The 21,508-nt window shown below is 69.5% G+C and carries 19 protein-coding genes; 9 read left to right on the top strand and 10 right to left on the bottom strand.

What is annotated here, in order from left to right; all coding sequences use genetic code 11:
* Positions 1-139 precede the first annotated feature (139 nt).
* Positions 140-991 carry an NmrA/HSCARG family protein gene (locus STRTU_RS02635; RefSeq protein WP_159742040.1) on the top strand — a complete coding sequence of 284 codons (852 nt, stop codon included), beginning with the start codon at positions 140-142 and terminating at the stop codon, positions 989-991.
* 99 nt (positions 992-1,090) lie between these two features.
* Here STRTU_RS02635 and STRTU_RS02640 read toward each other — a convergent pair whose 3' ends face one another.
* The 4 genes from STRTU_RS02640 to STRTU_RS02655 form a co-directional block, all read right to left on the bottom strand.
* Positions 1,091-1,753, bottom strand: a complete 663-nt coding sequence (locus STRTU_RS02640; RefSeq protein ID WP_159742041.1) for an SGNH/GDSL hydrolase family protein — start codon at positions 1,751-1,753, stop codon at positions 1,091-1,093.
* A 66-nt stretch (positions 1,754-1,819) separates the two neighbouring features.
* Positions 1,820-3,340, bottom strand: a complete 1,521-nt coding sequence (locus STRTU_RS02645; RefSeq protein WP_159746644.1) for an FAD-dependent monooxygenase — start codon at positions 3,338-3,340, stop codon at positions 1,820-1,822.
* 141 nt (positions 3,341-3,481) lie between these two features.
* Positions 3,482-5,785, bottom strand: coding sequence for an ATP-binding protein (locus STRTU_RS02650; RefSeq protein ID WP_159742042.1), 2,304 nt, complete (start codon positions 5,783-5,785; stop codon positions 3,482-3,484).
* Positions 5,786-5,945: 160 nt separating this feature from the next.
* Positions 5,946-6,230, bottom strand: coding sequence for an ATP-binding protein (locus tag STRTU_RS02655; protein WP_159742043.1), 285 nt, complete (start codon positions 6,228-6,230; stop codon positions 5,946-5,948).
* Positions 6,231-6,462: 232 nt separating this feature from the next.
* On the opposite strand from STRTU_RS02655, the gene STRTU_RS02660 reads away from it, so the two are divergent.
* Positions 6,463-6,891, top strand: coding sequence for a hypothetical protein (locus STRTU_RS02660; protein WP_159742044.1), 429 nt, complete (start codon positions 6,463-6,465; stop codon positions 6,889-6,891).
* 104 nt (positions 6,892-6,995) lie between these two features.
* On the opposite strand, the gene STRTU_RS02665 is transcribed toward STRTU_RS02660, so the two are convergent.
* From STRTU_RS02665 to STRTU_RS02680, 4 genes are all read right to left on the bottom strand, one after another.
* Positions 6,996-8,834, bottom strand: a complete 1,839-nt coding sequence (locus STRTU_RS02665; protein WP_159742045.1) for a helix-turn-helix transcriptional regulator — start codon at positions 8,832-8,834, stop codon at positions 6,996-6,998.
* Between the two features lie 150 nt (positions 8,835-8,984).
* On the bottom strand, positions 8,985-9,779 hold the full coding sequence (locus STRTU_RS02670; RefSeq protein ID WP_159742046.1) for an alpha/beta fold hydrolase: 795 nt from the start codon (positions 9,777-9,779) through the stop codon (positions 8,985-8,987).
* Between the two features lie 127 nt (positions 9,780-9,906).
* A complete protein-coding gene (locus tag STRTU_RS02675; protein ID WP_159742047.1) occupies positions 9,907-10,812 on the bottom strand; it encodes an NADP-dependent oxidoreductase in 906 nt (301 codons plus the stop codon).
* Positions 10,813-10,855: 43 nt separating this feature from the next.
* Positions 10,856-11,926, bottom strand: a complete 1,071-nt coding sequence (locus STRTU_RS02680; protein ID WP_159742048.1) for an alkene reductase — start codon at positions 11,924-11,926, stop codon at positions 10,856-10,858.
* Between the two features lie 248 nt (positions 11,927-12,174).
* On the opposite strand from STRTU_RS02680, the gene STRTU_RS02685 reads away from it, so the two are divergent.
* The 7 genes from STRTU_RS02685 to STRTU_RS02715 all read left to right on the top strand — a co-directional run bounded on the left by STRTU_RS02685 (position 12,175) and on the right by STRTU_RS02715 (position 19,089).
* Positions 12,175-12,753 carry a MarR family winged helix-turn-helix transcriptional regulator gene (locus STRTU_RS02685; RefSeq protein ID WP_159742049.1) on the top strand — a complete coding sequence of 193 codons (579 nt, stop codon included), beginning with the start codon at positions 12,175-12,177 and terminating at the stop codon, positions 12,751-12,753.
* Positions 12,754-13,461: 708 nt separating this feature from the next.
* A complete protein-coding gene (locus STRTU_RS02690; RefSeq protein ID WP_159742050.1) occupies positions 13,462-14,661 on the top strand; it encodes a M16 family metallopeptidase in 1,200 nt (399 codons plus the stop codon).
* Complete coding sequence (locus STRTU_RS02695) at positions 14,658-15,491, top strand: hypothetical protein (protein ID WP_159742051.1); 834 nt, start codon at positions 14,658-14,660, stop codon at positions 15,489-15,491. The genes STRTU_RS02690 and STRTU_RS02695 overlap by 4 nt, the downstream gene beginning before the upstream one ends.
* 1 nt (position 15,492) lies before the next feature.
* Complete coding sequence (locus STRTU_RS02700) at positions 15,493-16,554, top strand: nucleotidyltransferase family protein (RefSeq protein WP_159742052.1); 1,062 nt, start codon at positions 15,493-15,495, stop codon at positions 16,552-16,554.
* A complete protein-coding gene (locus STRTU_RS02705; protein WP_159742053.1) occupies positions 16,551-17,516 on the top strand; it encodes an ABC transporter ATP-binding protein in 966 nt (321 codons plus the stop codon). Before STRTU_RS02700 ends, STRTU_RS02705 begins: the two co-directional genes overlap by 4 nt.
* Positions 17,513-18,283 carry an ABC transporter permease gene (locus STRTU_RS02710; protein ID WP_159742054.1) on the top strand — a complete coding sequence of 257 codons (771 nt, stop codon included), beginning with the start codon at positions 17,513-17,515 and terminating at the stop codon, positions 18,281-18,283. The genes STRTU_RS02705 and STRTU_RS02710 overlap by 4 nt, the downstream gene beginning before the upstream one ends.
* 8 nt (positions 18,284-18,291) lie before the next feature.
* Positions 18,292-19,089: an ABC transporter permease gene (locus tag STRTU_RS02715; RefSeq protein ID WP_159742055.1), complete on the top strand. Its 798-nt coding sequence runs from the start codon at positions 18,292-18,294 to the stop codon at positions 19,087-19,089.
* 36 nt (positions 19,090-19,125) lie between these two features.
* On the opposite strand, the gene STRTU_RS02720 is transcribed toward STRTU_RS02715, so the two are convergent.
* Positions 19,126-20,439, bottom strand: coding sequence for a helix-turn-helix domain-containing protein (locus STRTU_RS02720; RefSeq protein WP_269777325.1), 1,314 nt, complete (start codon positions 20,437-20,439; stop codon positions 19,126-19,128).
* A gap of 283 nt (positions 20,440-20,722) precedes the next feature.
* Positions 20,723-21,454, bottom strand: coding sequence for a DUF4232 domain-containing protein (locus tag STRTU_RS02725; protein ID WP_159742057.1), 732 nt, complete (start codon positions 21,452-21,454; stop codon positions 20,723-20,725).
* Positions 21,455-21,508 lie beyond the last annotated feature (54 nt).

A 21,508-nucleotide genomic window follows, 5' to 3' on the forward strand; every position in this document is an offset into this window, starting at 1 on the left:
GCCTGCGCCCGCGCGACTCCATGGCGGCCCACTCCATGGCGGCCCCGGGCGCGTCGTCCTGCCGGCGTGGGATGCGTGCCGGACGATGGGCGTCGGGCCGGCCCACGGTCCGTTTTCGCGCGAGGAAGGGAGGTCTTCGATGGCCGACGATCCGATGTTGGTGCTTGCGGCAACCGGCGGACAGGGCAGGGCCGTGACGGACGCGCTGCTGGGTCGGCGGGCGCCGGTCCGTGCGCTGGTGCGCGACCCGGACGGCGCGTCTGCGCGGGCGCTGGCCAAGCGGGGAGTCGACGTGGTGGCCGGGTCCCTGAGCGATCGTGAGTCGCTCGCCGCGGCGATGAGTGGGGTGGCGGGTGTTTTCGCGTTCACCACGCCGTTCGAGGCCGGTGTGGACGCGGAGGTGGAGCAGGGACGGGCGATCCTGTCCGCCGCGACGCAGCAGCGCGTCCCGCATCTCGTGTTCAGCTCCGTGGCGGGGGCCGACCAGGACACCGGGGTGCCGCACTTCGAGAGCAAGGGACGCATCGAGACGGAGCTGGCCTCCGGCGATGTTCCGTACACGATTCTGGGGCCGACGTACTTCGTCGACAACGTGCTGGGCGGAGCGGAACGCGTCCGGGGCGGCGTACTCGATCTACCGCTGCCGCCCGACCGGCCGTTGCAGCAGCTCGCCCGCCCCGACCTCGGTGCGTTCGCGGCGGAGGTGCTGAGCAACCCCGCTTCATACGTCGGGCAGCGCATCGAGTTGGCCGGCGACGCACCCACCCCGCAGCAGATGGCGGCCTCGCTCGGCGCGGTGCTGGGGCGGGAGGTCCGGCATGAACAAGCCCCGCTGGCGGCGATCGACAATCCGGATATGCACGCGATGTGGGTTTTCTTGAACGGACCCGGCTATCAGGTCGACATCCCCGCGCTCCACGATGCCCACCCGGAGATTCACTGGACCAGCTTCGCGGACTGGGCGCAAGGCGCCTTCGCGGGCGCCCGCTGAGCGTATTCCCGGGTCGGCACGACACCGGCGCCCGGTCGGGGCCCCTACCGGCGAAGCGCCTCGTCAGCGCCGGTGTCGCGGCTGGATCGTGAGGCCCGGTCAGCTGACCAGACGCAGCCAGGCCGTGGCGAGTGCGGCGTGACCGGCCGGGGTCGGGTGTACGCCGTCCGCGGCCCAGTACTCCGGGCCGGTCGTCGTGGCGAGTTCGGCGAACATGCCGTCGGCGGCGAGCAGCTGGGCGCCGTATTTGCGGGCGAGTTTGCGTACGGCCTGGATCTTCGGGTCCAGGTCGGTGCGCCATTCCTCGCGTTCCTTCTCTCCGATGAGCGCGGCACCGGCCTCGATGACGCCGTGGATCGGCAGGAGGAACGGTTCGATGAGGATCAGTTGCGTGCCCGCCTCGGCGAGGGGCGCGAGCAGGCGGTCATAGCCCGCTTCGAACTCCTCGACGGGGATGACGTACCCCGCCGGGTCCAGGGTGTGCCAGCCCATGTCGTTGACCCCGACGAGGAGGGACACCACGTCCGGGCGCGCGTCGAGTACGTCGGTCTCCCAGCGGGCTTCGAGATCCCTCACCTTGTGACCGGCAATGCCGGTGTTCAGCCAGGTCACGGGCCGGTCCGGGTGCCGGAGCCCCCACTCGCCCGCGACGCGTAGCGGGTAGCCGAACCCGAGTGCGTCTTCGCTCTCCAGCCGTTGGCAGTCGGTGATCGAATCGCCGGTGAACATCACCGTGCTTCCGGGTCGGATAGTGATCGTCATATGCGCTCCTTGAACTCAGATGAGGGAAGGGAGGGAGCAAGGGCTGAGGAGAAGGCGGTAGCTGCTTCAGCTTTCCGGGTGGCCGAACCAGTGGGCAGCGGCCCGCTCGAACGCTTCGCGGTCAGGGGTGGGGTCACCTGCCCAGGCGACTACGCCGTCGGGGCGGACAAGGACGGCGCCCAGTCCGAGGGCGTTTTTCGCCGGACCGGCTGCGTACCGCATCCGGCTCCCCCAGCCCCTCGCCGCGTCGCGCAAGTGTCGGTCGGTGGTGAAATCGAGCGCGACGCCGCGGCCGTCCCGCATCAAGTCGCCGAGGCGGGTGGCGTCTTCGAGGCGGAAGTCGGGGGCGCTGCGGCCGACCAGTGGGTGGTCGCTGCCGAGGTCGTAACGGATCGACGATCCCGATATTTTCTGGAATACGTAGGTCGTTCCGTCCCGGGTCCCGATCAGGTCGCGGACCACCTTTTGGATCGCCTGGCCATACGGGTCCGGCCGCATGGCTGCCACCTGGGCGCGCGACCAGTCGAGCACCGCCGCGCCGATCGGATGACGCTCGTGGGTGTAGGTGTCGAGCAGCCCGTCCGGTGCGTGCCCCTGTACGGTCGCCGCGAGCTTCCAGCCCAGGTTCATGGCGTCGCCGATGCCGGTGTTGAGTCCCTGCCCGCCAAGGGGTGCGTGGATATGAGCGGCGTCGCCGGCGAGCAGGACGCGTCCCCGCCGGTAGGTCGTCGTCTGCATCGCGCGATCGGTGAAGCTTGTGGCCAGGTGCACCTCGCTCAGCGTCACATCGGTGCCGGATACCCGGCGCAGAACCGTCTGGAGATGGTCGCGGGTCGGCTGCTGCGAGCGATCGAACGCACCGCCGTCGTAGTCCATCATGCCGATGTGGCCTTCCACGGGCTGGAGGTACATGCCCGTCGGCGTGAGGGTGATGAACCCAGAGCGCAGCTTCTCGGGATCGGCGACGGTGGCCCGCATGCTGTAGCCGGTGAACTGCGGTTCGGTGCCGACGAATTCGAAGCCCGCGAGCCCACGCACCGTACTGCGACCGCCATCGCAGCCGACGAGCCAGCGCGCCGGGTACTCCTGCTCGCCGGCTTGTGCGACCGCGCTCGTCGCGTTCTGGGCGATGGCGGAGACCGTGACGCCGCGCCGGATTTCGACGCCGAGCCGGGATGCCTGCTCGGACAGCAGTGTCTCGACGGCTTCGAGGTGGGTCAGCATGCCCTCCAGCGCCGGGCTGGGAAGCCGGTACGGCAGGGCGGTGACGTCGACCTGGGCCGGATCGAGCATCATGCCGGCGAAATGGCCCACGCCACGAGGGCGCGACGGCTCCTGCGGGTCGGAATCCGGGCCGGGATCGCCGGGGACCCCGGACGCCGTCCGCAGCTGGTGCAGCATCCCGCGGCGGTAGAAGGTCTCGACCGACGCGGGGGACAGGCCCCGCATCCCGAGCGGTTGCGCCTTCAACGGGGAGCCGGTCTCCGGCTCCCGCTCAAGCACCAGCACAGAGCAGCCCGCGAGTCCGAGCTCGCAGGCGAGTAACAGACCCACCGGGCCGCCGCCCACGATCACTACGTCATGCATGAGAGATCCTCTTCCGTCACGAACCCACAGCCGGATGGGCACCCGGCAGGACCTCTCAAAAGGTGCCAGACCGCACCGACATCGGGCCGACAGTTCCCGATAGGTCACCGACACCGGGCTGACAGCGCCGATATGCCGCAGTCAGTGAGAGGGGAGGGACGCTTCCCGAGCGGTCTGTCCGCTGACATACCAGGCGGCGATCTGCGCGCGTGAGCTGAACCCGAGCTTGGTGAGGATGCGTTGGACGTGTCCCTCTGCCGTGCGGGGGGCGATGACCAGGCGTGCGGCGATCTCCCGGTTGGTCAGGCCCTCGGAGACCAGCTTGGCGATCTGGCTCTCTCGCGGCGTCAAGTCTGCTTCGTCACCGCTCACTTGCCGTTGTTCGTCGGCCGCGGTCGCGGTCTCCAGCGCGTAGTCGACCGCTGCCTGTTCGGACAGGTCGCAGCCGCGCTGGAACGCGGTGCGGTAGCGGTCGTCGCCCATGGCCGTGCGGACCCTGCTGATGTGCTGATGGTGCACGACGCCCACCGGGTGAAAGTAGTCCGGCGAGGTGCCGACCGCCCGCCACATGGTGGTGGCGGCACCGCTCAGGGTCGCTGCCCGGACATGGCGCCCCTGGCGTTCGCTCACCCAGGCGAGGATTTCGAAGGCGAAGGCCATCAGGAACTTGGCGCTCACCCGGCGGCGCAGGTTCAGGGCCTCGCGCGCTGCCGCTTCCGCTTGTGCCAGGTCGTGGTCGAGCTCGACGAAGGAGAGGGCCAGCAGGGCCCAGGAGCGCCAGATCACCTCTCCGCGCTGTGCGGTGAGGTCAACCGCTTCCTGGATGAGGGCCAGGCCCCGCTCGCGCTCGCCCTGGAGCCCGAGGATGAGTCCATGGATGGACATCGCGAGGAGTGTGCCGCTGAGATCGTCGCCCGACCTGAACCCGGACAGGGCGTCAGCGGTGAGCAGCGCCGCTTTCTCCATGTCGCCTGAGGAGGTGGCTTTCATCCCCTCCACGAGCGTCACATACGCGCTTTCCTTCGTGAGGCCGAGCTTCCCGGCCACCTCAGCGGCCTCAGCCAGTTGCGCGTCCGCGGCGTCGGCATCACCTTGCAGCAGCGCGACCCAAGCGTTTCGGCGCAGTGCCGAGGTGCGCTCCGGCGAGGGCTCAGAACTTGCCGCCAGCGCTTGATCGAGCCAGTGGCGCGTCACGCTGTTGAAGCCCTGGACACCCAAGTAGGTTCCCAGTTTGTCCGCCAGGCGCAGAGCGATGACGGCGTCCCCGGGCTGGGTGAGGCAGAAGCTCAGAGCCTCCCGCAGGTTGGCGTGCTCGCGTCGCAGCCGCAGAATCCAGGAATCCTGCTCCGGTCCCATCCATTCGGCCTGGAATTGCTCCACCATGCGGGCGTACCAGTCGCGATGACGGCGCCGGATGGCGGCTTCCTCGCCGGCCGCCACAAGCCGTGCCTCGCCGTACTCCCGTATCGTCTCCAGCATCCGATAGCGCACGTAGCCATCACGCTCGTCGCGGATCAGGATGGATTTGTCAACGAGGGAGAGGACGATATTCCGTATCTCCTCGGGCGTCATCCCGTCACCGGCGCCGACATATTCGATGCCGTCCAGGTCGAAGCTCCCGGAGAACGCTGATGCTTGAGCCCACAGCTGTTGCTCGGGCTGCGAGCACAGGTCGTAGCTCCAGTCGATCAGCGCTTGCAGCGTGCGTTGCCGTGTAGGTGCGTTCCGGGGGCTGACGGTGAGCAGGCGATAGCGTTCGGAAAGACGCTCCTCGATCTGAGCGAGCGACAGTGCGCGCAGCCACACCGTGGCCAGTTCGATCGCCAGCGGAATCCCGTCGAGTGCGCGGCACAGTCGTGCGATGGCCGCGCAGTCCTGGCTACGGAGATTGAATCCGGGCAGCACGGCTCCGGCGCGATCGACGAACAGGTTCACCGCGTCGTACTGGGTCAGCGCATCCGGCGAGGGCACTGCTTCCGGGCTGGGTACGGTCAGCGGAGGAACCACCAATGTCGTCTCGCCGTATACGCCGAGCGACTGCCGACTCGTCGTCAGAATCCGCACCTTCGGGCACGCACGAATAACGGCATCGATGAACTGCGCACAGTCGTCGAGCAGATGCTCGCAGTTATCGAGCGTGAGAAGCACCTCGTGAGACCTGAGGTAGTCGATGATGATGTCGATCGTGGTGCACGAGGGTTGGTCGTGCAGGCCGAGCTGTGCCGCCACCGTGTGCGCGAACAACCCGGAATCGCGCAATTCAGCCAGCTCGATGAAGCGCACACCGTCCCTGAAAGTGCGCCGCATGGCTGCGACCACGTGCAGGGCGAGACGCGTCTTGCCCACTCCTCCGGGACCGGTGAGCGTCAAAAGGCGTGAATTGGCGAGCAGTCGTTTCGCGTCAGCCACCTGCTGCCGTCGGCCGACGAAACTGGTGACGTCCACCGGGAGGTTCTCGACACCGTCCAGGAGGCTGGGCCGAGCCACGGAAGTCATACTTCCGGAGATTAATCGAGCCCCGAACGGGATAAAAATCCTACTCGTGGGTAGTTTGCGGCGGCGGCTTGAGCCGGGCGTGAGGGATTGCCGGGCGCGGTGGCCGTGGTCAGTGAACCCCGGATGCCCGGGACGCCACGGGCAGGCGGGCCCAGTGCATGGTTCCACCCCCGTGTCTGTCGGCGCCGTGCGCGGCGGCCAGGGCTTCGATGATGGCCAGACCGCGTCCGTGTTCGTCGTGGGCGCAGGACGAGGTCCATGCCCCGCCCCGTGCCGAGGGGCCGCCGTCGGTGATGCCCACCCACACCCGAAGGCCCGAGTTCTCGCGGCACAGGTGCAGGGCCAGCGGCGGCCGAGCATGCTCCACGGCGTTCGTGACCAGCTCGGACACCACGAGCGGAAACTACGCAATCCGCTACGCCATCACTACCTGCTCATCCTTCGCCACGGCCCCGCCAGGGTGGTGCCCAGCTGCTCGGGCCGATCGCGTGTCCGGGGGCGGGGCGCGTTCTCACGGAAAACCCGTGATCCATCACGGCCTCCGGCTCGGCAGGCTTTCCCCTCGTGAGGACAGGCCCTCCTCCTGATGAGGAGCACAGGGCCACCCGGAGAGGAAAGAGGAACCGATGGTGGATGTACAAGGCGGCCGTCTCAGCGCGGTGGGATCGGCTGCGAACGGCGCTCTGTTGCGGTTGTCCCTGAAGCTCGACGGCTCGGTGTCCGGGCTGGTCGCGGCTCTCAGTCTGCTGGGGGCCGGGACGCTGGACGCGCTGCTCGGCCTGCCGGTGTGGCTGCACTGGGCCCAGGGGGCGTTCCTGGCGGTGTACGCCGTCGGCCTGTGGTACGCGGCGACCCATCCGGCCGTGATGCGGCCGATCGGCGTCGCGGCCGTCGTGCTCAACGCCGTGTGGGCGGTGGGCTGCGCGGCCATACTCGCCGCCGGTGCGTCGTGGTTCCCGCTCACGCCTCTCGGTGGCGGCTACGTGGGCTTCATCGGTATCGCCGTGGTGGTGTTCGGATCGATGCAGTACGCGGGACTGCGACGAGTCGGGTAGCCGGGAACGCGCTGCCGAGGCTTCACCCCCTCGGGGAATCCCCGAGGGGGAATGCCCGAGGGGGAATGCCCGAGGGGAATGCCCGCTGAGGTGTGCCGTTCGCGTCACGTCGGTTCGTCGCCGAGGTCGAGCAAGGGCGCCAACTCGCGTCTGCCGGTGACGCCGAGTTTCCGGAATCCGCTGGTCAAGTGGTTCTCCACGGTCCGTCGCGTGATGAACAGGGTGTCGGCGATCTCCCGGTTGGTCAGCCCGCGGGCCGCGAGCACCGCGACGCGGCATTCACGGTCGGTCAACGCCGACGACCCGGCCGGGTGTGCTCGGCGGGGCCGCGCGCCGAACGCGCGCAGACGCTCGCCGGCCAGGTCGGCCAGGCCGACCGCCCCGCACTGCCGGGCGAGTTCCAGCCCGCGACGGACCGTCTCCCGGCCCAGCCGGACATGCCCGGCCTCGCATCGCAAGGTGCCGTACTCGACGAGCGACCGGGCCTGTTCGAGGGTGGCTCCGGCTTCTTCCAGCAAGCCGACCGAGTCCTCCAACTGTCTGAGGCCCTGTCGGCCGCGCACGGTCACGGCGACGGTGCGCAGGCTGACGCCGAGCGTACGAGGGGTGCCCCAGGACTGGGCCTGCTCCAGTTCCTGGTGAGCGAGGCGCGTGGCCTGGCCGGAACGGCCCAGGGCGAGGTGGGCGAGGGCGGCGAGGGATCGCCACGGAAGGATGGCGGGGTTGTCCTGCTGCCAGGCGACCTGGCGGCGTCCGCACTCCTGCAGGTCTTCCAGGGCGTCGGCGAAGTCGCCGTCGGCCAGGCGCATCCGCGCACGCGCCTCCAGCAGGTGCGTCCACTGCCAGACGTCGCCGTACCGCTCGGGCTCGGCAAGGCTGAGCAGGGACTCGGCTTCCGCACGCCGTCCCGTCTCCAGCAGCACCCGCAGCACACCGGCGAGGGCGAGGGGGATCATGGGGTTGCCACGGGAGGCCGAGGCCAGGTCGAGCCAGCGGCGTCCGGCGTCGAGGGCGGCAGGAAGGCGGCCGGTGCGGTAGGCCACTTCGCACCGGCCCATCGCGATCAGCGTCTGCGCGGCAGCGGCGTCGCACCACTGTGTCTGCTCCGACAGGCGGTCGAGAGCCTGCGCTGTCTCCGCCGGCTCGTCGCACCACACCAGGGCCAGGGCACCCAGTGCCATCGCGCGGGTGATGACGTCGTCCTGCGGCAGCGGTCCGTCCAGCGCGTCACGGGCGTACGCGGCCACGGTGGCGGCCTCGGCGGGGCGGCCTACCGCCAGTACCGACTGGACCGCCGCGGCTGCCCGTTCGCGGGTGCGGTCACCGTCGGCCGACAGCCCGGCCGGCCGCCCGCCCCTCCGCGGCCGCCTGTTCAGGTCCTCCAGCTCGATCAGTACGCGCTGCAGACGCAGACCGAACACGGCCTCGTCGGCTGGCCGGTCCTTGGCGGTCAGCGATCGGGCCTCGCGGTCCAGGAGCTCGGCTGCCTGACAGCCGCGTTGGCTTCGCTCCAGGGCGTCGGCCAGGACGGGCACCAGCTCCAGCCGCGCCAGGACGGTGCTGAGCGCGTTCAGCGCCGCGGACAAGTGGCGGACTGCGGCTGCTGGGTGAGCCGGCGCCTCGGCGCGGCCGAGTTCGGCCAGCAGGCCCTCCTGTCCGGACACAGGGGGCTCGCGCAGCGCGCGCCGCAGGTAGGCCACGGTCCGCTCGGCGTCACCGCGTGCCGCGGCCAGGCGTGCGGCGGCACGCAACGCACCGGCCACCCAGTCCCTGCCGTCGGGCTCGGCGGCGAGCAGATGCCCGGCGACCTCCTCCAGCGGGCGGTCCTGGTCATGCAGCAGCCGGGCGGTCCGGTAGTGCGAGCCTGATCCCTCGCGCGGACTGGACGAGTTGATGACTTCCCCCTCGGATGGACGGGCGGGCGTCTCGGCGTCAGGGCTCACTCAAGCACGGCCCGGGTGGCCTCGCGTCAGCAGCTCGCCCTCGCCCGCCTTCACCCAGCCGAGCAGAGCGGCTCCAGGGCCTGGGCATCGCCCGGCCACCGCTGGTGGGGCCCGCCTCGTCAGCGGCGTGGTCCCCACCAGCGGTGGGTCTCAGGCGCCGTGCAGGCCGAGGAATTCGGTGATGAGCTGCTGCCATTCCACGGGCCGTTCCACCATGGGCAGGTGGCCGGTGGGTATCTCCACGAGCTTGGCGCCGGGGATGGTGTCGGCGAGCTGGTGGTGCTGGCGGGTGGAGGTGAACCAGTCCTGGGTGGTGGAGATGACCAGGGTGGGCACCTCGATGTGCGGGAGGTCGCCGCGGACGTCGGCACGGGGGATCAGCGCGGCGTGCTCGGGGGTGCCGTCGGCGGCGCTGGCCGCGGTGAAGGCGACGGCCTGCTGGAGTTGCTCGGCCGGCATGGCCTCCAGGGCGTCGGCGCCGAGGGCCATCATCGTCAGGAACTGGGCCAGCAGTTCGCGGTCGTCCGACTCGGCCAGCTTGCGCCAGATCGGGGCGAAGAGGGAGCCCCGGTTGTCGTGGTGGGCGAAGGTCGCGGACAGCACGAGGGCGGTGACGCGTTCGGGGTGGCGGGCGGCCGCGCGCATGGCGACGAGGCCGCCGAGGGAGTAGCCGGACAGCGCGAAGGTTTCCAGGCCCTCGGCGACACCGGCGGCGACGAGCTGGTCGGCGAGATCGTCCAGCTCCAGCGGTGTGGTGGAGCGGGGGGTGTCGCCGCTGCCGGGGTAGTCGATGCCGACGACGGTGTGGCGGGCGGCCAGGCCGTCGAGGATCGGGCCGTAGGTACCGGCGATGCTGCTGCCGGCGCCGTGCGCGAGGAGCAGACCGGGGCCGGACCCCAGGACGGTGCGGGAGAAGGTCGCTTCGGGCAGGGTGCGTGCGGACATGACGAGTTCCGTTCTTCGAGCGGGGGTTGAGTGGTTCTTGGGCCGCAGCCGGTCGGGGACCGCCGGCTGCGGCCCGGGGGGGGCCGCCTCAGCGCCTCCAGCGACGCGAGGCGGCGGTATCGAGGGGTCAGGGCAGCAGGACGGCCTTGCCGCGGTTGCGGTGGGCTTCCAGGTCGGCGTGGGCCCGTGCCGCTTCCGCCAGGGCGTAGGTGCGCCAGATCGGCACCGTGAGCTTGCCGTCGGCGGCCAACTGCACGAGTTCCGGGAGGGATTGCGCTGCCTGGTCGGCATCGCCCGCGCTGAAGCGGACGCCGTGCTCCGCGGCGGACATATCGGCGATGGTGAGGACGTGTGCGCTGTCACCGGTCAGGGCGACGGAGTCGGCGAGCACGCCCGCTCCGGAGGCGTCGAGGACGTGGTCAACTCCCTGGGGAGCCGCGGCCTGTACGCGCTCCAGCCAGCCGTCGCCGTAGCGGACGGCGGTGGCGCCGAGCGCGGTGAGGCGTTCGACGTCGTGTGCGCCGACCGTTCCGATGACGGTGATGCCGCGGGCCACGGCCAGTTGCACCGCGATGACGCCCACGCTGCCGGCGGCGCCGTGGATCAGCAGGGTCTGCCCCGCCTGCACACCCAACTGGCCAAGGACGCGGAACGCGGTCCGGCCGACGGTGACCAGCGAGGCGGCGACCTCCCACGACAGGGCCGCGGGCTTGGCCACTGCCCCGTCGAGCAGGGCGTATTCGCCGTAGCTGCCGCCGACCGTGGCACCGAGGACCTCGTCCCCGACGGCCACTTCGGCCCCCTCGCCGACCGCTTCGACGACACCGGCCGCGTCCAGGCCGGGGATCACGGGGAAGTGCGCGGGGACCTTACCGGCCATCAGACCGGACCGGATCTTCAGGTCGAGAGGGTTCACGGAGGCGGCCCGCACCCGGATCAGGACCTGGCCCGGACCCGGCTCCGGTGTGGCGACCGCTGACAGTTGCAGCACGTCGGGGGCACCGTATGCGGAATAGGTGATCGCTTTGGACATCAGGAACTCCCGAAGAGGTGGGGAACCCGGTCAGGGGTCCGGGTCAGGCGGTGAGGGTGGGGTAGTCGGTGTAGCCGCGGTGATCGCCGCCGTAGAAGGTGGCCTTGTCCGGGGAGTTGAACGGACCACCGGCGGCCAGGCGGGCCGGGAGGTCGGGGTTGGCCAGGTAGAGCGCCCCGTAGGCGACCATGTCCGCGCTGCCGTCCTCGACCAGCTTCAGCGCGTCGGGGCCGGTCGAGTCGGGGTACGTGAACGGGTTGAGGACGAACGTGCCGGGCCAGTCCTTGCGCAGCCGGGCGGTCAGCGAGCGGTCCGGGCCCTCCATCAGGTGCAGATAGGCCAGGTCCAGACCGGCGAGGCGGTCCAGCAGCGCCGCGTAGACCTCGGTCGGGTCGTCCTCGGCGATGTCGTTGTAGACGTTCCCGGGCGAGATCCGCAGGCCCACCCGGTGGCCGCCGATCGCCTCGGCCACGGCCGTGACGACCTCGACGGCGAAGCGGATGCGGCCCTCGGTGCCGCCGCCCCAGGCGTCGGTGCGCAGATTGGTGTTGGGCGCGAGGAACTGGTGGATGAGGTAGCCGTTGGCGCCGTGGAGCTCCACGCCGTCGAACCCGGCCTCGATCGCGTGACGGGCCGCGTCGGCGAAGTCGGCGATGGTCTGCCGGATCTCCGCCTCGGACAGCTCCTTCGGCGTCACGAACTCCTTCGGGCCCTCGTGGGTGTACACCTGCCCCTTGGCGGTCACCGCCGACGGCGCGACCGGCGTCAGGCCCTCGGGCAGCAGGCTGGGGTGGCCGATCCGGCCGGTGTGCATCAGCTGCGCGAAGATCGCACCGCCTTCACGGTGCACGGCGTCGGTCACCGTGCGCCATGCCTGGACCTGGCCGGACGTGTGCAGACCGGGGGTGTCGGGGTAGCCCTGGCCGACCGGCGAGGGCTGGATGCCCTCCGTGACGATCAGCCCGGCGCCGGCGCGCTGTGCGTAGTACGTCGCCATCAGCTCCGTGGGCTCGGCGCCGGGCCCGTACGCACGGCTGCGGGTCATCGGAGCCATTACGACGCGGCTGGTCAGGCGCTTACCGCCCAGGACGATCGGATCGAAAGCAGTGGTCATGGGTCTCTTCCTCGGGATCGGTGATGCTCTGCGGCTCAGGCGTTCCGCCGCCGTGGCGGTCGATGCCTGTCCGAACAAGTAAATCACCTGTCCGAACAGGTAGATCCCCCGCAGCCATTCCCGAGGCCCGCTGTGAAGCGCGCCACACCCGCCATCCGGACACGTTCCAGCCGCCACCCGAGGGCCTCCGCGAGGGCGCATTGCCAGGAAGTAGACTCGGGCTGTTCAGGCAGGAAAGTGAGGAAGAGATGACGCCGTCCACACCGGAGGCCGGATGGAGTTCCACGGGACCGGGACAGGAGGAGGCCACCGTCCCGGTACCGGGCGCGGCCGGCAGCGGCCCGATCAGCCACGCGATCTTCCGCCTGGCCCGGCTGCACCGCATGTTCGCGGGCCAGCTGCTGCGCCGGATCGGTCTGCATCCAGGCCAGGAGCTGGTGATGATGCATCTGTGGGAACTCGGCGCACAGCGGCAGACGGACCTGGTGCGGCTGATGGACTCCGACGCCGCCACCATGACGCGTACCGTCCGGCGCCTGGAGCAGGCCGGTTTCGTCCGCCGCCGCCCCTCACTCACCGACAAGCGCGCATCACTCATCGAACCCACCGCCGCCAGCCATGCCCTGCGCCGTGAGGTCGAGCAGAGCTGGAGCCAGCTCGAAGACCTGGTGGCCGCGGACCTCTCCGCCGACGAGCGCACCGCGGCCCTGCACACGCTGGAACGCTTGGAGCACAACCTCGTACAGGCCGCCGCCGAGTCCTCCTGCACGGACAAGGAGCCTGCGCGCCCCGACGGTGACCAAGGGCAAACCGATGGACGGACCTGACCTGACGCTCACGGCGCGGCCCGGCACTGCGGGACACGGATACTCACCCGCTCCGGCCTGACGAAAACAATTCCCCGTACATCAATCCCCGTACGTCAATAGGCGCTTACGTGGTCTGCCGCCTCACCCGGGCCGTCACACGACGGCCCCTCTGTACCCCTCTGGCAGTCGCGCACCTCAGGGGCCGGAATCAGCAGGCCCCTCACTCTCCCGGCGGCCCGAGGTCTTCGGCAGGGGAGAAATACGCGTATCACTACCTGCTTCGTGTACACCCGCACTACGTATGCGTCGGGGCGACGGCGGCCGCCCTTCATCACCGGCAACGGCGGCAAGCCGGCATCCCCGGTCCGCACCCAGCGCCTGGCGGACGGCGTCAGTGGCGAGCCAGCTCTGTCGAGGTCTTCTCGTTGCCCGTTTCCTCAATGTTGGGAAACAGACAACCGCTTGAGACGTATTCACGCCGCGACGCAGTATCGAGGAGCGGGAAACAGCCGGACTCGCATCGGAGTCGGGATGTTCTCGGCACAGCATTTACCGACCACGGGAAGGGGGGTGTGTGCCATGCGTAACCACAAGACGGGTCTTCGCCCGCGTCTGGACAAGGTCAAGACCGGCCGCTGAGCCGTGTCCACGACGGTGAATGCCACCGCGTCTTTCCCGCGGTGGCATTCACCGCACCAGGGCATTTTCGTGCGAGGAACCATCCCCATGACATTTGCGACTTCTGCCGCCCGCATACCTGTGGTGACCGTCGTCGACCCCCGCCTGAAGACGACGAGTCTCTGCCTCGGAGTGGGGTACGGCTCGCGCCACGACCCACCGGGTTGCGGTGGTCTGGCACATATGCTGGAGCACCTGCTGATGTCCGCTCCCGTCGGCACCGTCGGTCCCCTGGTCCAGCACCTGGAGCGCTTGGGCGGCACCGCCAACGCCGAGACCGGTCTGGAACAGATGCTGTTCTACACGCAGGTAGCGGCCGAGGACGCCGAGGAGGCACTGGACCTCTTGCTGCGTGGCGTGCTCACTCCCGAGCCGGACGCGGCGACGCTGGACAGCGAGCGCACCGCGGTGCTTCAGGAGCTGGCGGCGGCCGAGGCCGACCCCACGGACACGGTCCAGGACGCATTCCTCGCCGCGCTCTTCCCGGACCACCCGCTGGGCCGCCCCGTGGGCGGAACGGTCCCGGAGATCGGTCGTCTCGATATCGACACCGTGCTGGGTGCGCACCGTTCCCTCTTTCTCCCCTCCCCCATGGTGCTGACGGTCATCGGGCCCGAAATCCCCCGTATACCAGCCGAATTCGCACAGGCGGAATACACCGCGCCCGCACCCCGTCCCGAATTCCCCCTCGGTCCGGTCAGGGCGGCGGAGCACGCCTGGCCCGATGAATTCAGCTGGGTCGCCGTCGGCGGTCGCTCCCCGAGCATGTCGGACGACGCCGGGCGGCAGTGCTACGCGGTGCTGGCGAATCTGATGGGCGCCGACGCCTGTTCGCTGCTCTACCGCGAACTCAGGGTGTCCGCGGGCCTGGCGTACGCCTTCCAGGCGTGGGACCGCGGCTATGCCGAATCGGGCGCATGGCGCGTACTCGTCGGAGTGGAGAGCGGCAACGGGGCCAAGGCGGTCGATGTGGTGGTCCGCGTGCTGGACGAACTGGCGACGGACGGCCCCACCGACACCGATCTCGATGCGGCCCGCCGCCGGGCCCGTATGAGCCTGATCCTCGACGCCGAGACCCCTCTGGAGCACGCCCGGCTGCTGGCCTACCGGAGCCTGGACCGGACATCCGGCTGGGACATGGAGCGCGAACTGCGCTTGATCGCCGACGTCACCCGGGACGACATCCGGGCAGCGGCCGCGCACATCCGATCGGGCCTGGTCACCGTCGTGCGCCCGGAGCCACGGTGAGCGCGACGGCCTGCCGCGGCTATCTGGCCGCAGCCGACGACGCCGGGCTCCTGCAGCATCTCCACGGTCATCCGTTTGTGGCCGGTGAGCGGCATGATCCGCTGTTGGAAGAGCGGCAGTTGCTGATCGAGTTCTGTGCGACGGACCTCCTGACTGTCCCTCATCGAGTCGCTGAGGTAGTCGAGTTGGCCTCCCATGGAGCCCCGGGTGCGGATGCGATCATGGTGCGTGCCCCGGAATCCGTGCGGCTTCCCGGACCCTGGCGTCGGCACACCACCTACGTACAGTGCTCGGGCCCGCTCCGTGCGACGCCTTCTCCCGCACCGGGGCTGACCGTTCGCCGGGCCGAGCCGGGGCGGGACGACGCCGACGTGGCACGCTGGCTGGCGAAGGCGTTTGTCGACGGCAGTGCGGATCACGGTGTGACGGCCGACGGCGGAGTGGCCGACGGCCTCGCTCGCGAGTTCCTCGACGCTCCCGACCGGGTCTCCTACGTGGCCTGCCTCGACGGTCGTGTGATCGGGCACGCCACCCTGCTGTGCGCGGCCGACGATCCCGTGACGGGTCGTCAGTATGTGGATCTCGTGGACGTGCTGGTGGAGGCGGAGGACGCGGTGCGCCGGCAGGCGACCGGCATGCTCACCGAAGCCGCCTCGGTCCACGCCCACGGGCTGGAGCTTCCCCTGCTCGGAAGCGTCATCCACCCCGCCTCCCCCAGCGGCCCCGGGGACGGCGACCGGATCGTGACCTCGCTGGTCGCGCGCGGCTGGGCCATCGACCACGTGTTCTGGCATCTGCCGGGAGCCAACGGCGAGAAAGACGGTACGTGAGATGGACCTTTCGATGCTGTACGACGTCTTGGACGTGCCCGAAGAGGACGGTCTGGGACGCCTGCTCTTCGCGGCACGCAAGGAGCACTACGCCTTGCAGTACCTGATGCTCTCGGCGGTCCGCCAGGAGGGCATCGCCATGAGCGACGCGGCCCGCCATGAGCTGGAGCGGGCCGAACGGCGCGCCCTGCGCTACGGGCAGATACTCGACCGGGTCGCGGCGCGGGTTCCGGTGTCCCCCGTCAAAGGGAAGCTGATTGCCCGCAGTTACCCCAAGGGTCTGCTCCGCCCGCAGGGCGACCTGGACCTGGTGACCGGCGGCGAGGCCGATCTGTGGCGCGCGGTACATGTGCTCATGGCGGACAAGCCGCTGTACGTAGGAGTCTCCGTCCTGGGCGCGCCCACCCGCCACCTCGTGGTGACACTCACCTGGGCTCCGGAGGACCGGCTCCTCGACCCCGAGATACGCGTCGAGGTCTGTACGGCCGCTCTCGTCGGCGACGACGGGGCCGTCCCGATCCGTGCGGAGCTGCCGGAGGACGTACCGACCGCCAGTCTTCTCGCGCTCGCCGAGGAGCGGTTCCAGCGCACGTTCTATGCCCGGGATGCCATCGACCTCTACATGATCGGCCAGGCGCCCTGCCCCGAGGTGCCCGAGATCGCCCAGGCAGCGCACGAGTATCAACTTGCCCCCGAATTGCAGGAGTTGGTCCTGTACGCGGAGCAGCGCGTTCCCCTGGGGCGGCTGGCCGGGCTGGGTTCGGCCCTGGAGGAGTACGACCGCCAGGAGCGCCGTCGCCGTGCCGACCACAGTGCGCCCGTTGCCGGACCGGGGGGCACCGCCGACGCGCTCGCGCAGGGCCGGCCGCTGTACGGCATGCCGCTGAGGAGCGCCGAGAACCGTGCGGACTGGGAGCGCTCGCAGGTTCATCTCTTCGGGAACAGCGGCCTGTTGCGCACACCCGTCGGTGACTATCTCCTGGTCGCCGACGAGGTGGTCGGGCAAGCGGAGTACGACGCAGCACAACGGGAGCTCGACCGCCTGGCGGAGGAGGCACGGTGACGGCCCTGGAAACGCGCGGGCTGACACGGCGTTACGAGGGCAGGAACTCGCGTAAGGCCGGCACGGACGCCGTCCACGCCCTGTCCGAGGTGGATCTCACCGTGGAACGAGGCGAGATCTTCGGTCTGTTGGGGCCGAATGGCGCGGGCAAGACGACGCTGTGCCGCATCCTGTCGACCGTTCTGCTGCCCACCTCCGGTACCGCCCAGGTGATGGGTCATGACGTGGTCCAGGATGCGGATCGCGTCAAAAGCACCATCGGTATCGTCTTCGGCGGCGACCGCGGTCTGTACGCACGGCTCACGGTCCGCGACAACCTGCGGTTCTGGGCGGCGCTTTACGGCCTGCACGGCCAGGCGCTGCGGCAGCGCTGCGAGGAGCTGCTGGAGCGCATGGGTCTGTCGGACCGCGCGGCCGATCGGGTGGACACCCTCTCCCGCGGTATGAAGCAGCGTTTGCACCTTGCCCGGGGGCTGGTCGCCGACCCGCCGCTGCTCATCCTGGACGAACCCACGGTGGGCATGGACCCGGTGGCCGCCCATGACTTCCGCACACTGATGTCACAGCTGGAGGCGGACGGCCGTACCGTGCTGCTCACCACGCATGACATGGCCGAAGCGGAGGCGGTCTGCGACCGGGTCTCCCTCATGGACCACGGCCGGATCCTCGCCACCGGGGCGCCCGCCGAGATCGGCGCCGAGATCTCCCGCTATGAGCGGGTGGAGGCGAGCGGGGTTCCCGAGACGGTCGCGGCGGACCTCAACGCGCTGCCCGGCGTGATCTCGGTCCGGACCATCGCCGAGGACCGCACCCGGATCGAGACAGCCGACGCCTCGGCCACCCGGCTCGTGATGCGACGCCTGGTGGACGCCCACGCCACGGAAATCTCCGCCGGACGGCCCTCGTTGGAGGAGGTATACCTCCACATCATCGGCGACCGGGGCATGGCGGTCGACACATGAGGATCTTCGTCACCGCCGTCCGCTTTCAGCTGCGGCTGATCCGCCGCTCCCCCGACACCATCCAGGTCTGTGTGACCGCTCCGCTGGTGACCCTCGTCGTCATGGCGATCAGCGAACACGCCGGACGCACTGACCTGTCCCCGTACGCGGTGGTCGCGCCGACTCTGATGTCGCTGTGGCTGCTGGCGCTCTACACCGCCGGCGAACTGATCAGTGAGGAAAGGGCACTTGGCACGCTGGAGGGGCTGGTTGCCGCGCCGGTCAAGCTCGGCACCCTCGTCATGGGCCGACTGTGCGCGGTGACGGCGGTCGGCATGGTCGCCTTCGCGGAATCCTGGCTCATGGCGGGGGTCGCGTTCGGTCGCTGGCTGGAACTCCCCCATCCGTGGGTCACCGTGGCCTGTGTGCTCGCCACGGGGCTGGCGACGGCCGGTACCGCGAGCATCCTCTCCTCGCTGTTCGTCCTGATGCCCTCCGCCCGGATCATTCAGAACACCCTCAGCTATCCGTTCTACCTGTTGGGCGGCGTGCTGGTGCCGGTCAGCTTCCTGCCGGACTGGCTGCGGCCCGCCTCACAGGTGATGTTCTTGTCCTGGTCCGCCGACCTGCTGCGCGACAGCCTCGCATCCGGGCCGACGTCGCACGTCGTCCCGAGGCTCGCCGTCATCCTCGGACTCGGAGCTGTGGGTGCCGCTATCGGGCTGTTCCTGCTCCACCGGGTCCTCCATCGGGTACGCCGCATCGGCACGCTCTCCCAGGCCGCGTAAGGACCGTCATGCACCTTCACCCCGCTCAGGTCGTCCGGCACAGCGCGGCGAATGCCTTCGCCGACATGCGCGCCATCTACACCTGGAAGACATGGACCTTCGGGTGGCTCGGCCGGATGCTGGCCCAGGTCACCTTCTTCGCGCTGCTCGGGCGGGCGACCGGTGGCCCGGGGCAGGTCACGTATCTGGTCATCGGCAATTCGCTGATGACCTGTGTCATCGAATCGCTGACGGTGGTCGCCTCCAGCACCTGGGAACGCCAGTCCGGCACGCTGGCCCTGCTCGCCGCGGCCCCGGTCAAACCGGTCTGGGTGTTCTGCGGCCGCAGTCTGCAGTGGCCGCTGAGCGGCACCGGAACCTCACTCGTGGCACTCCTCGGGCTCGCTCCGCTCTTCGGGGTGACCTGGCATATCGAGCAGATTCCCCTCGTGGCGGCCCTGGTCGTCATCACCGCGGTCACCACCTATTTCCTGGGCCTCGCCCTCTCGGCGTTCGTCCTGAACGCCGGCGGCCTGCGCAATGTGGTGACCAACGCCGGCTATCTGCTCATGATGGCGATCTGCGGCGTACAAGTACCCGTCGGCTTCTGGCCGCAGTGGGTGGGCTGGATCGCCCAGACGATCCCGCTCACCCACTGCCTGGCCGCACTGCGCTCGGTCGTGGCGGGCGCACCCCTGACCGTGGTGGGCGCCCACACCGCAACGGGAGTGTTGATCGGGCTGCTGTGGCTGGGAGTCGCCTACCTCGCTTTCGACGCACTGCTTCGGCGCGGCCGACGCGCCGGAACAATCGACTTCACGGACTGACGCATGGCCGTCTTCACCACCGGAGCGTCCGTCGCCCTACGAGACCTCGCGGTTGCACCCACAGATGCACGAGAGCGATCCAGCCGGTACGTCGGACAATTCACCCGCATAAGCGGCGAGCAGGGAGTTGCACCGATATCTGCCTGGTTCCGTCGGCACCAAGAGGTTCGCCTGGTACAGGGCGTCCAGGCGCTGTGTGGCGACGCCCGCCGGAACACCGAGAAGGCGAGCAGCGTCACGGGGAGTGATCTCCTTGTGCAGGTGGGCGCACATCACTTGAAAGGCGTGCGCGACGCCCTCGTCCAACGCTTGATACGACCAGGAGAACGCCGTACGAACCGAGGAGGCCGGGTCGTGCAGGCAGCTGAGGAATTCCAGGAGATTTGACTCCATCACCGTGATCATCTCGGCGAGGGAGGAGTACTGCCCGGTGGAATAGTGCTCGGCTGCGATACGGACGGCCAGCGGCAGATGGCCACAGAGCCGGACGACATGGCGGAGCGCTTCGGGGTTCTCATCCCGTAGGTCACGGGTGCTGGCGTGGCGTAACAGGGTGGCGGCCTCGTCGGGCGACAGTGGCTCCAGGGTCAGCCGTGACGCCCCGTCCCTGGCCACGAGCCCGCCCAGCCGGTTCCGGCTGGTGACGAGGACCGTGCAGTCGGGTGTGTCGGGCAGCAGGGAGCGCACCTGGTCGGCGGTGGCCGCGTTGTCCAGCACCATGAGCATCCGGCGTCTGCTCACCAGGTTCCGGTACATCGCGGCGCGTTCTCGGACCGTGACCGGAACCGCGTCGGGAGCGACACCCAGCAAATGCAGAAAGCCGGCCAAAGCGTCGTGCGTGCCCAAGGGTTCTTTCTCAGGACCGTGACCGTGCAGATCCTGGAAGAGAATGCCATCGGTGAACTCAGCCGCATGCCGATGTGCCCATTGCAGCGCCAGCGTTGTCTTCCCGACGCCGGGCGCACCGTCGATCACCATGATCCGCGCCGTTCCCGCGCGGTCCGCACACTGCTTCTGTACGTCCAGGTCAACATGCGACAGCTCGCGCTGGCGTCCTGTGAAGTGACGGGCGGTGGGAGGAAGCTGGATCGGCGACGTGGCCTTTTTGCGGGGCCGCCGGCCAACTCCCGAGGCCGAGTAGGCGAGGATCAGCTCACCCTCCGCCTGCAGAATCTCGTCACACCGGACGGCGAGACCCTTGGAGGCATTTTTCTCGCCGGTTTCTATCCTGCTCAAATACCCCTTGCTGTAGTGCACCAGCTTGGCCAGTTCCCCCAGGGACAGCCCCAGCTTGGTGCGATACAGCCGTAATTTCCCGCCGAAGTGAACTTCTTCCGTACGAGAATCCACCTGCTGCACTGTTCCATTACCCCCTGTAGGTATGGGTGTTCGATGCGCCGTTTCGATATTGCCGATCTCGTGATGAGTGGCCGGTTTTTCGGGCGTGCGGGGGCAGGGGGTGGGTGCCTCCGCCGCGATGCCCGGCAGAACGACCTCTGTGCTAGGCGAGTCGGTCTCTTGGGTTCAGACTCCGGCTCCGGCCGTACCGGCCAACCGCCGTGGCGCCGGAGGGCGTTGCGGCTTGCCCGCAACGCCTCAGCCGACACCTCACGTCGTTCTCGGACCGGCAGGTTCAGCTGTCCGTGCCGTCGCCGGGGACGGCGTCGGTGGGTGCGGTGTGCCAGTTGGTGACGATGGGCTTGTCGACCGTGACGGGACCGGTGGAGACGCTCGCCGGGTTCGGGTCGGAGGCGCCGATGCCCGCGATGAGGAAGGTGAACTCGGTGCCGCCGTTGCCGTTGGTGGTCTTGGGGTTGATCCCGGCATAGACGGTCTTGGAGCCGCTGAGCTTGATCGCCGGGCCGACCGCCTGCTCGGCGTTGGCCGCCTCGATGCCCTTGGAGCCGAACGAGACCGAGGGCAGCGCTCCGGGAATCGTGCAGGTGATACCGGGCTTGGCGCGGGCGGACAGCAGGATGTAGCCGCCCGCCTGGGTCTCGGAACTCGTCGAGAACTTCAGGTCGTTGGCCCCGCAGACCTGCCCGTAGCCCTTCTTGTCACCGGACGGGGCGGACTGGGACCCCGACGAGGACGAACCGTCCTTCGCCGCCGCTCCCCCGCTCGACGACGCGCCCTGGTTCGAGGACGACGCCCCTTGGTTCGAGGACGAACCCGTCGACTTACCGCTGCCGGAGCCGTCCTGGGAGGCCTCCCCCGACGACGACGCGGTCGCCTTGGCGCCGTCGGCGGAGCCCGACCCACTACCGTCAGTCGAACCGCAGGCAGTGACCGTTACCGCAAGCGCTGCACCGGCGGCCGCGGTGAGCGCAACACGTCGGATTCGGGCGGCATAGCTACGGTTCACTGTTGCTCCTCGATTGCTCAGGGACCCAGAGGACCAGGTCAAAGACCCGCCCCC

The sequence above is a fragment of the Streptomyces tubercidicus genome (assembly GCF_027497495.1).
GTDB classification, from domain to species: domain Bacteria; phylum Actinomycetota; class Actinomycetes; order Streptomycetales; family Streptomycetaceae; genus Streptomyces; species Streptomyces tubercidicus.

Bases quoted from the DNA above. Each gene is read 5' to 3' on its own strand.
- STRTU_RS02635 (WP_159742040.1), top strand. From the start codon at position 140: ATGGCCGACGATCCGATGTTGGTGCTTGCGGCAACCGGCGGACAGGGC.
- STRTU_RS02640 (WP_159742041.1), bottom strand. From the start codon at position 1,753: ATGACGATCACTATCCGACCCGGAAGCACGGTGATGTTCACCGGCGAT.
- STRTU_RS02645 (WP_159746644.1), bottom strand. From the start codon at position 3,340: ATGCATGACGTAGTGATCGTGGGCGGCGGCCCGGTGGGTCTGTTACTC.
- STRTU_RS02660 (WP_159742044.1), top strand. From the start codon at position 6,463: ATGGTGGATGTACAAGGCGGCCGTCTCAGCGCGGTGGGATCGGCTGCG.
- STRTU_RS02670 (WP_159742046.1), bottom strand. From the start codon at position 9,779: ATGTCCGCACGCACCCTGCCCGAAGCGACCTTCTCCCGCACCGTCCTG.
- STRTU_RS02675 (WP_159742047.1), bottom strand. From the start codon at position 10,812: ATGTCCAAAGCGATCACCTATTCCGCATACGGTGCCCCCGACGTGCTG.
- STRTU_RS02680 (WP_159742048.1), bottom strand. From the start codon at position 11,926: ATGACCACTGCTTTCGATCCGATCGTCCTGGGCGGTAAGCGCCTGACC.
- STRTU_RS02685 (WP_159742049.1), top strand. From the start codon at position 12,175: ATGACGCCGTCCACACCGGAGGCCGGATGGAGTTCCACGGGACCGGGA.
- STRTU_RS02690 (WP_159742050.1), top strand. From the start codon at position 13,462: ATGACATTTGCGACTTCTGCCGCCCGCATACCTGTGGTGACCGTCGTC.
- STRTU_RS02700 (WP_159742052.1), top strand. From the start codon at position 15,493: ATGGACCTTTCGATGCTGTACGACGTCTTGGACGTGCCCGAAGAGGAC.
- STRTU_RS02710 (WP_159742054.1), top strand. From the start codon at position 17,513: ATGAGGATCTTCGTCACCGCCGTCCGCTTTCAGCTGCGGCTGATCCGC.
- STRTU_RS02715 (WP_159742055.1), top strand. From the start codon at position 18,292: ATGCACCTTCACCCCGCTCAGGTCGTCCGGCACAGCGCGGCGAATGCC.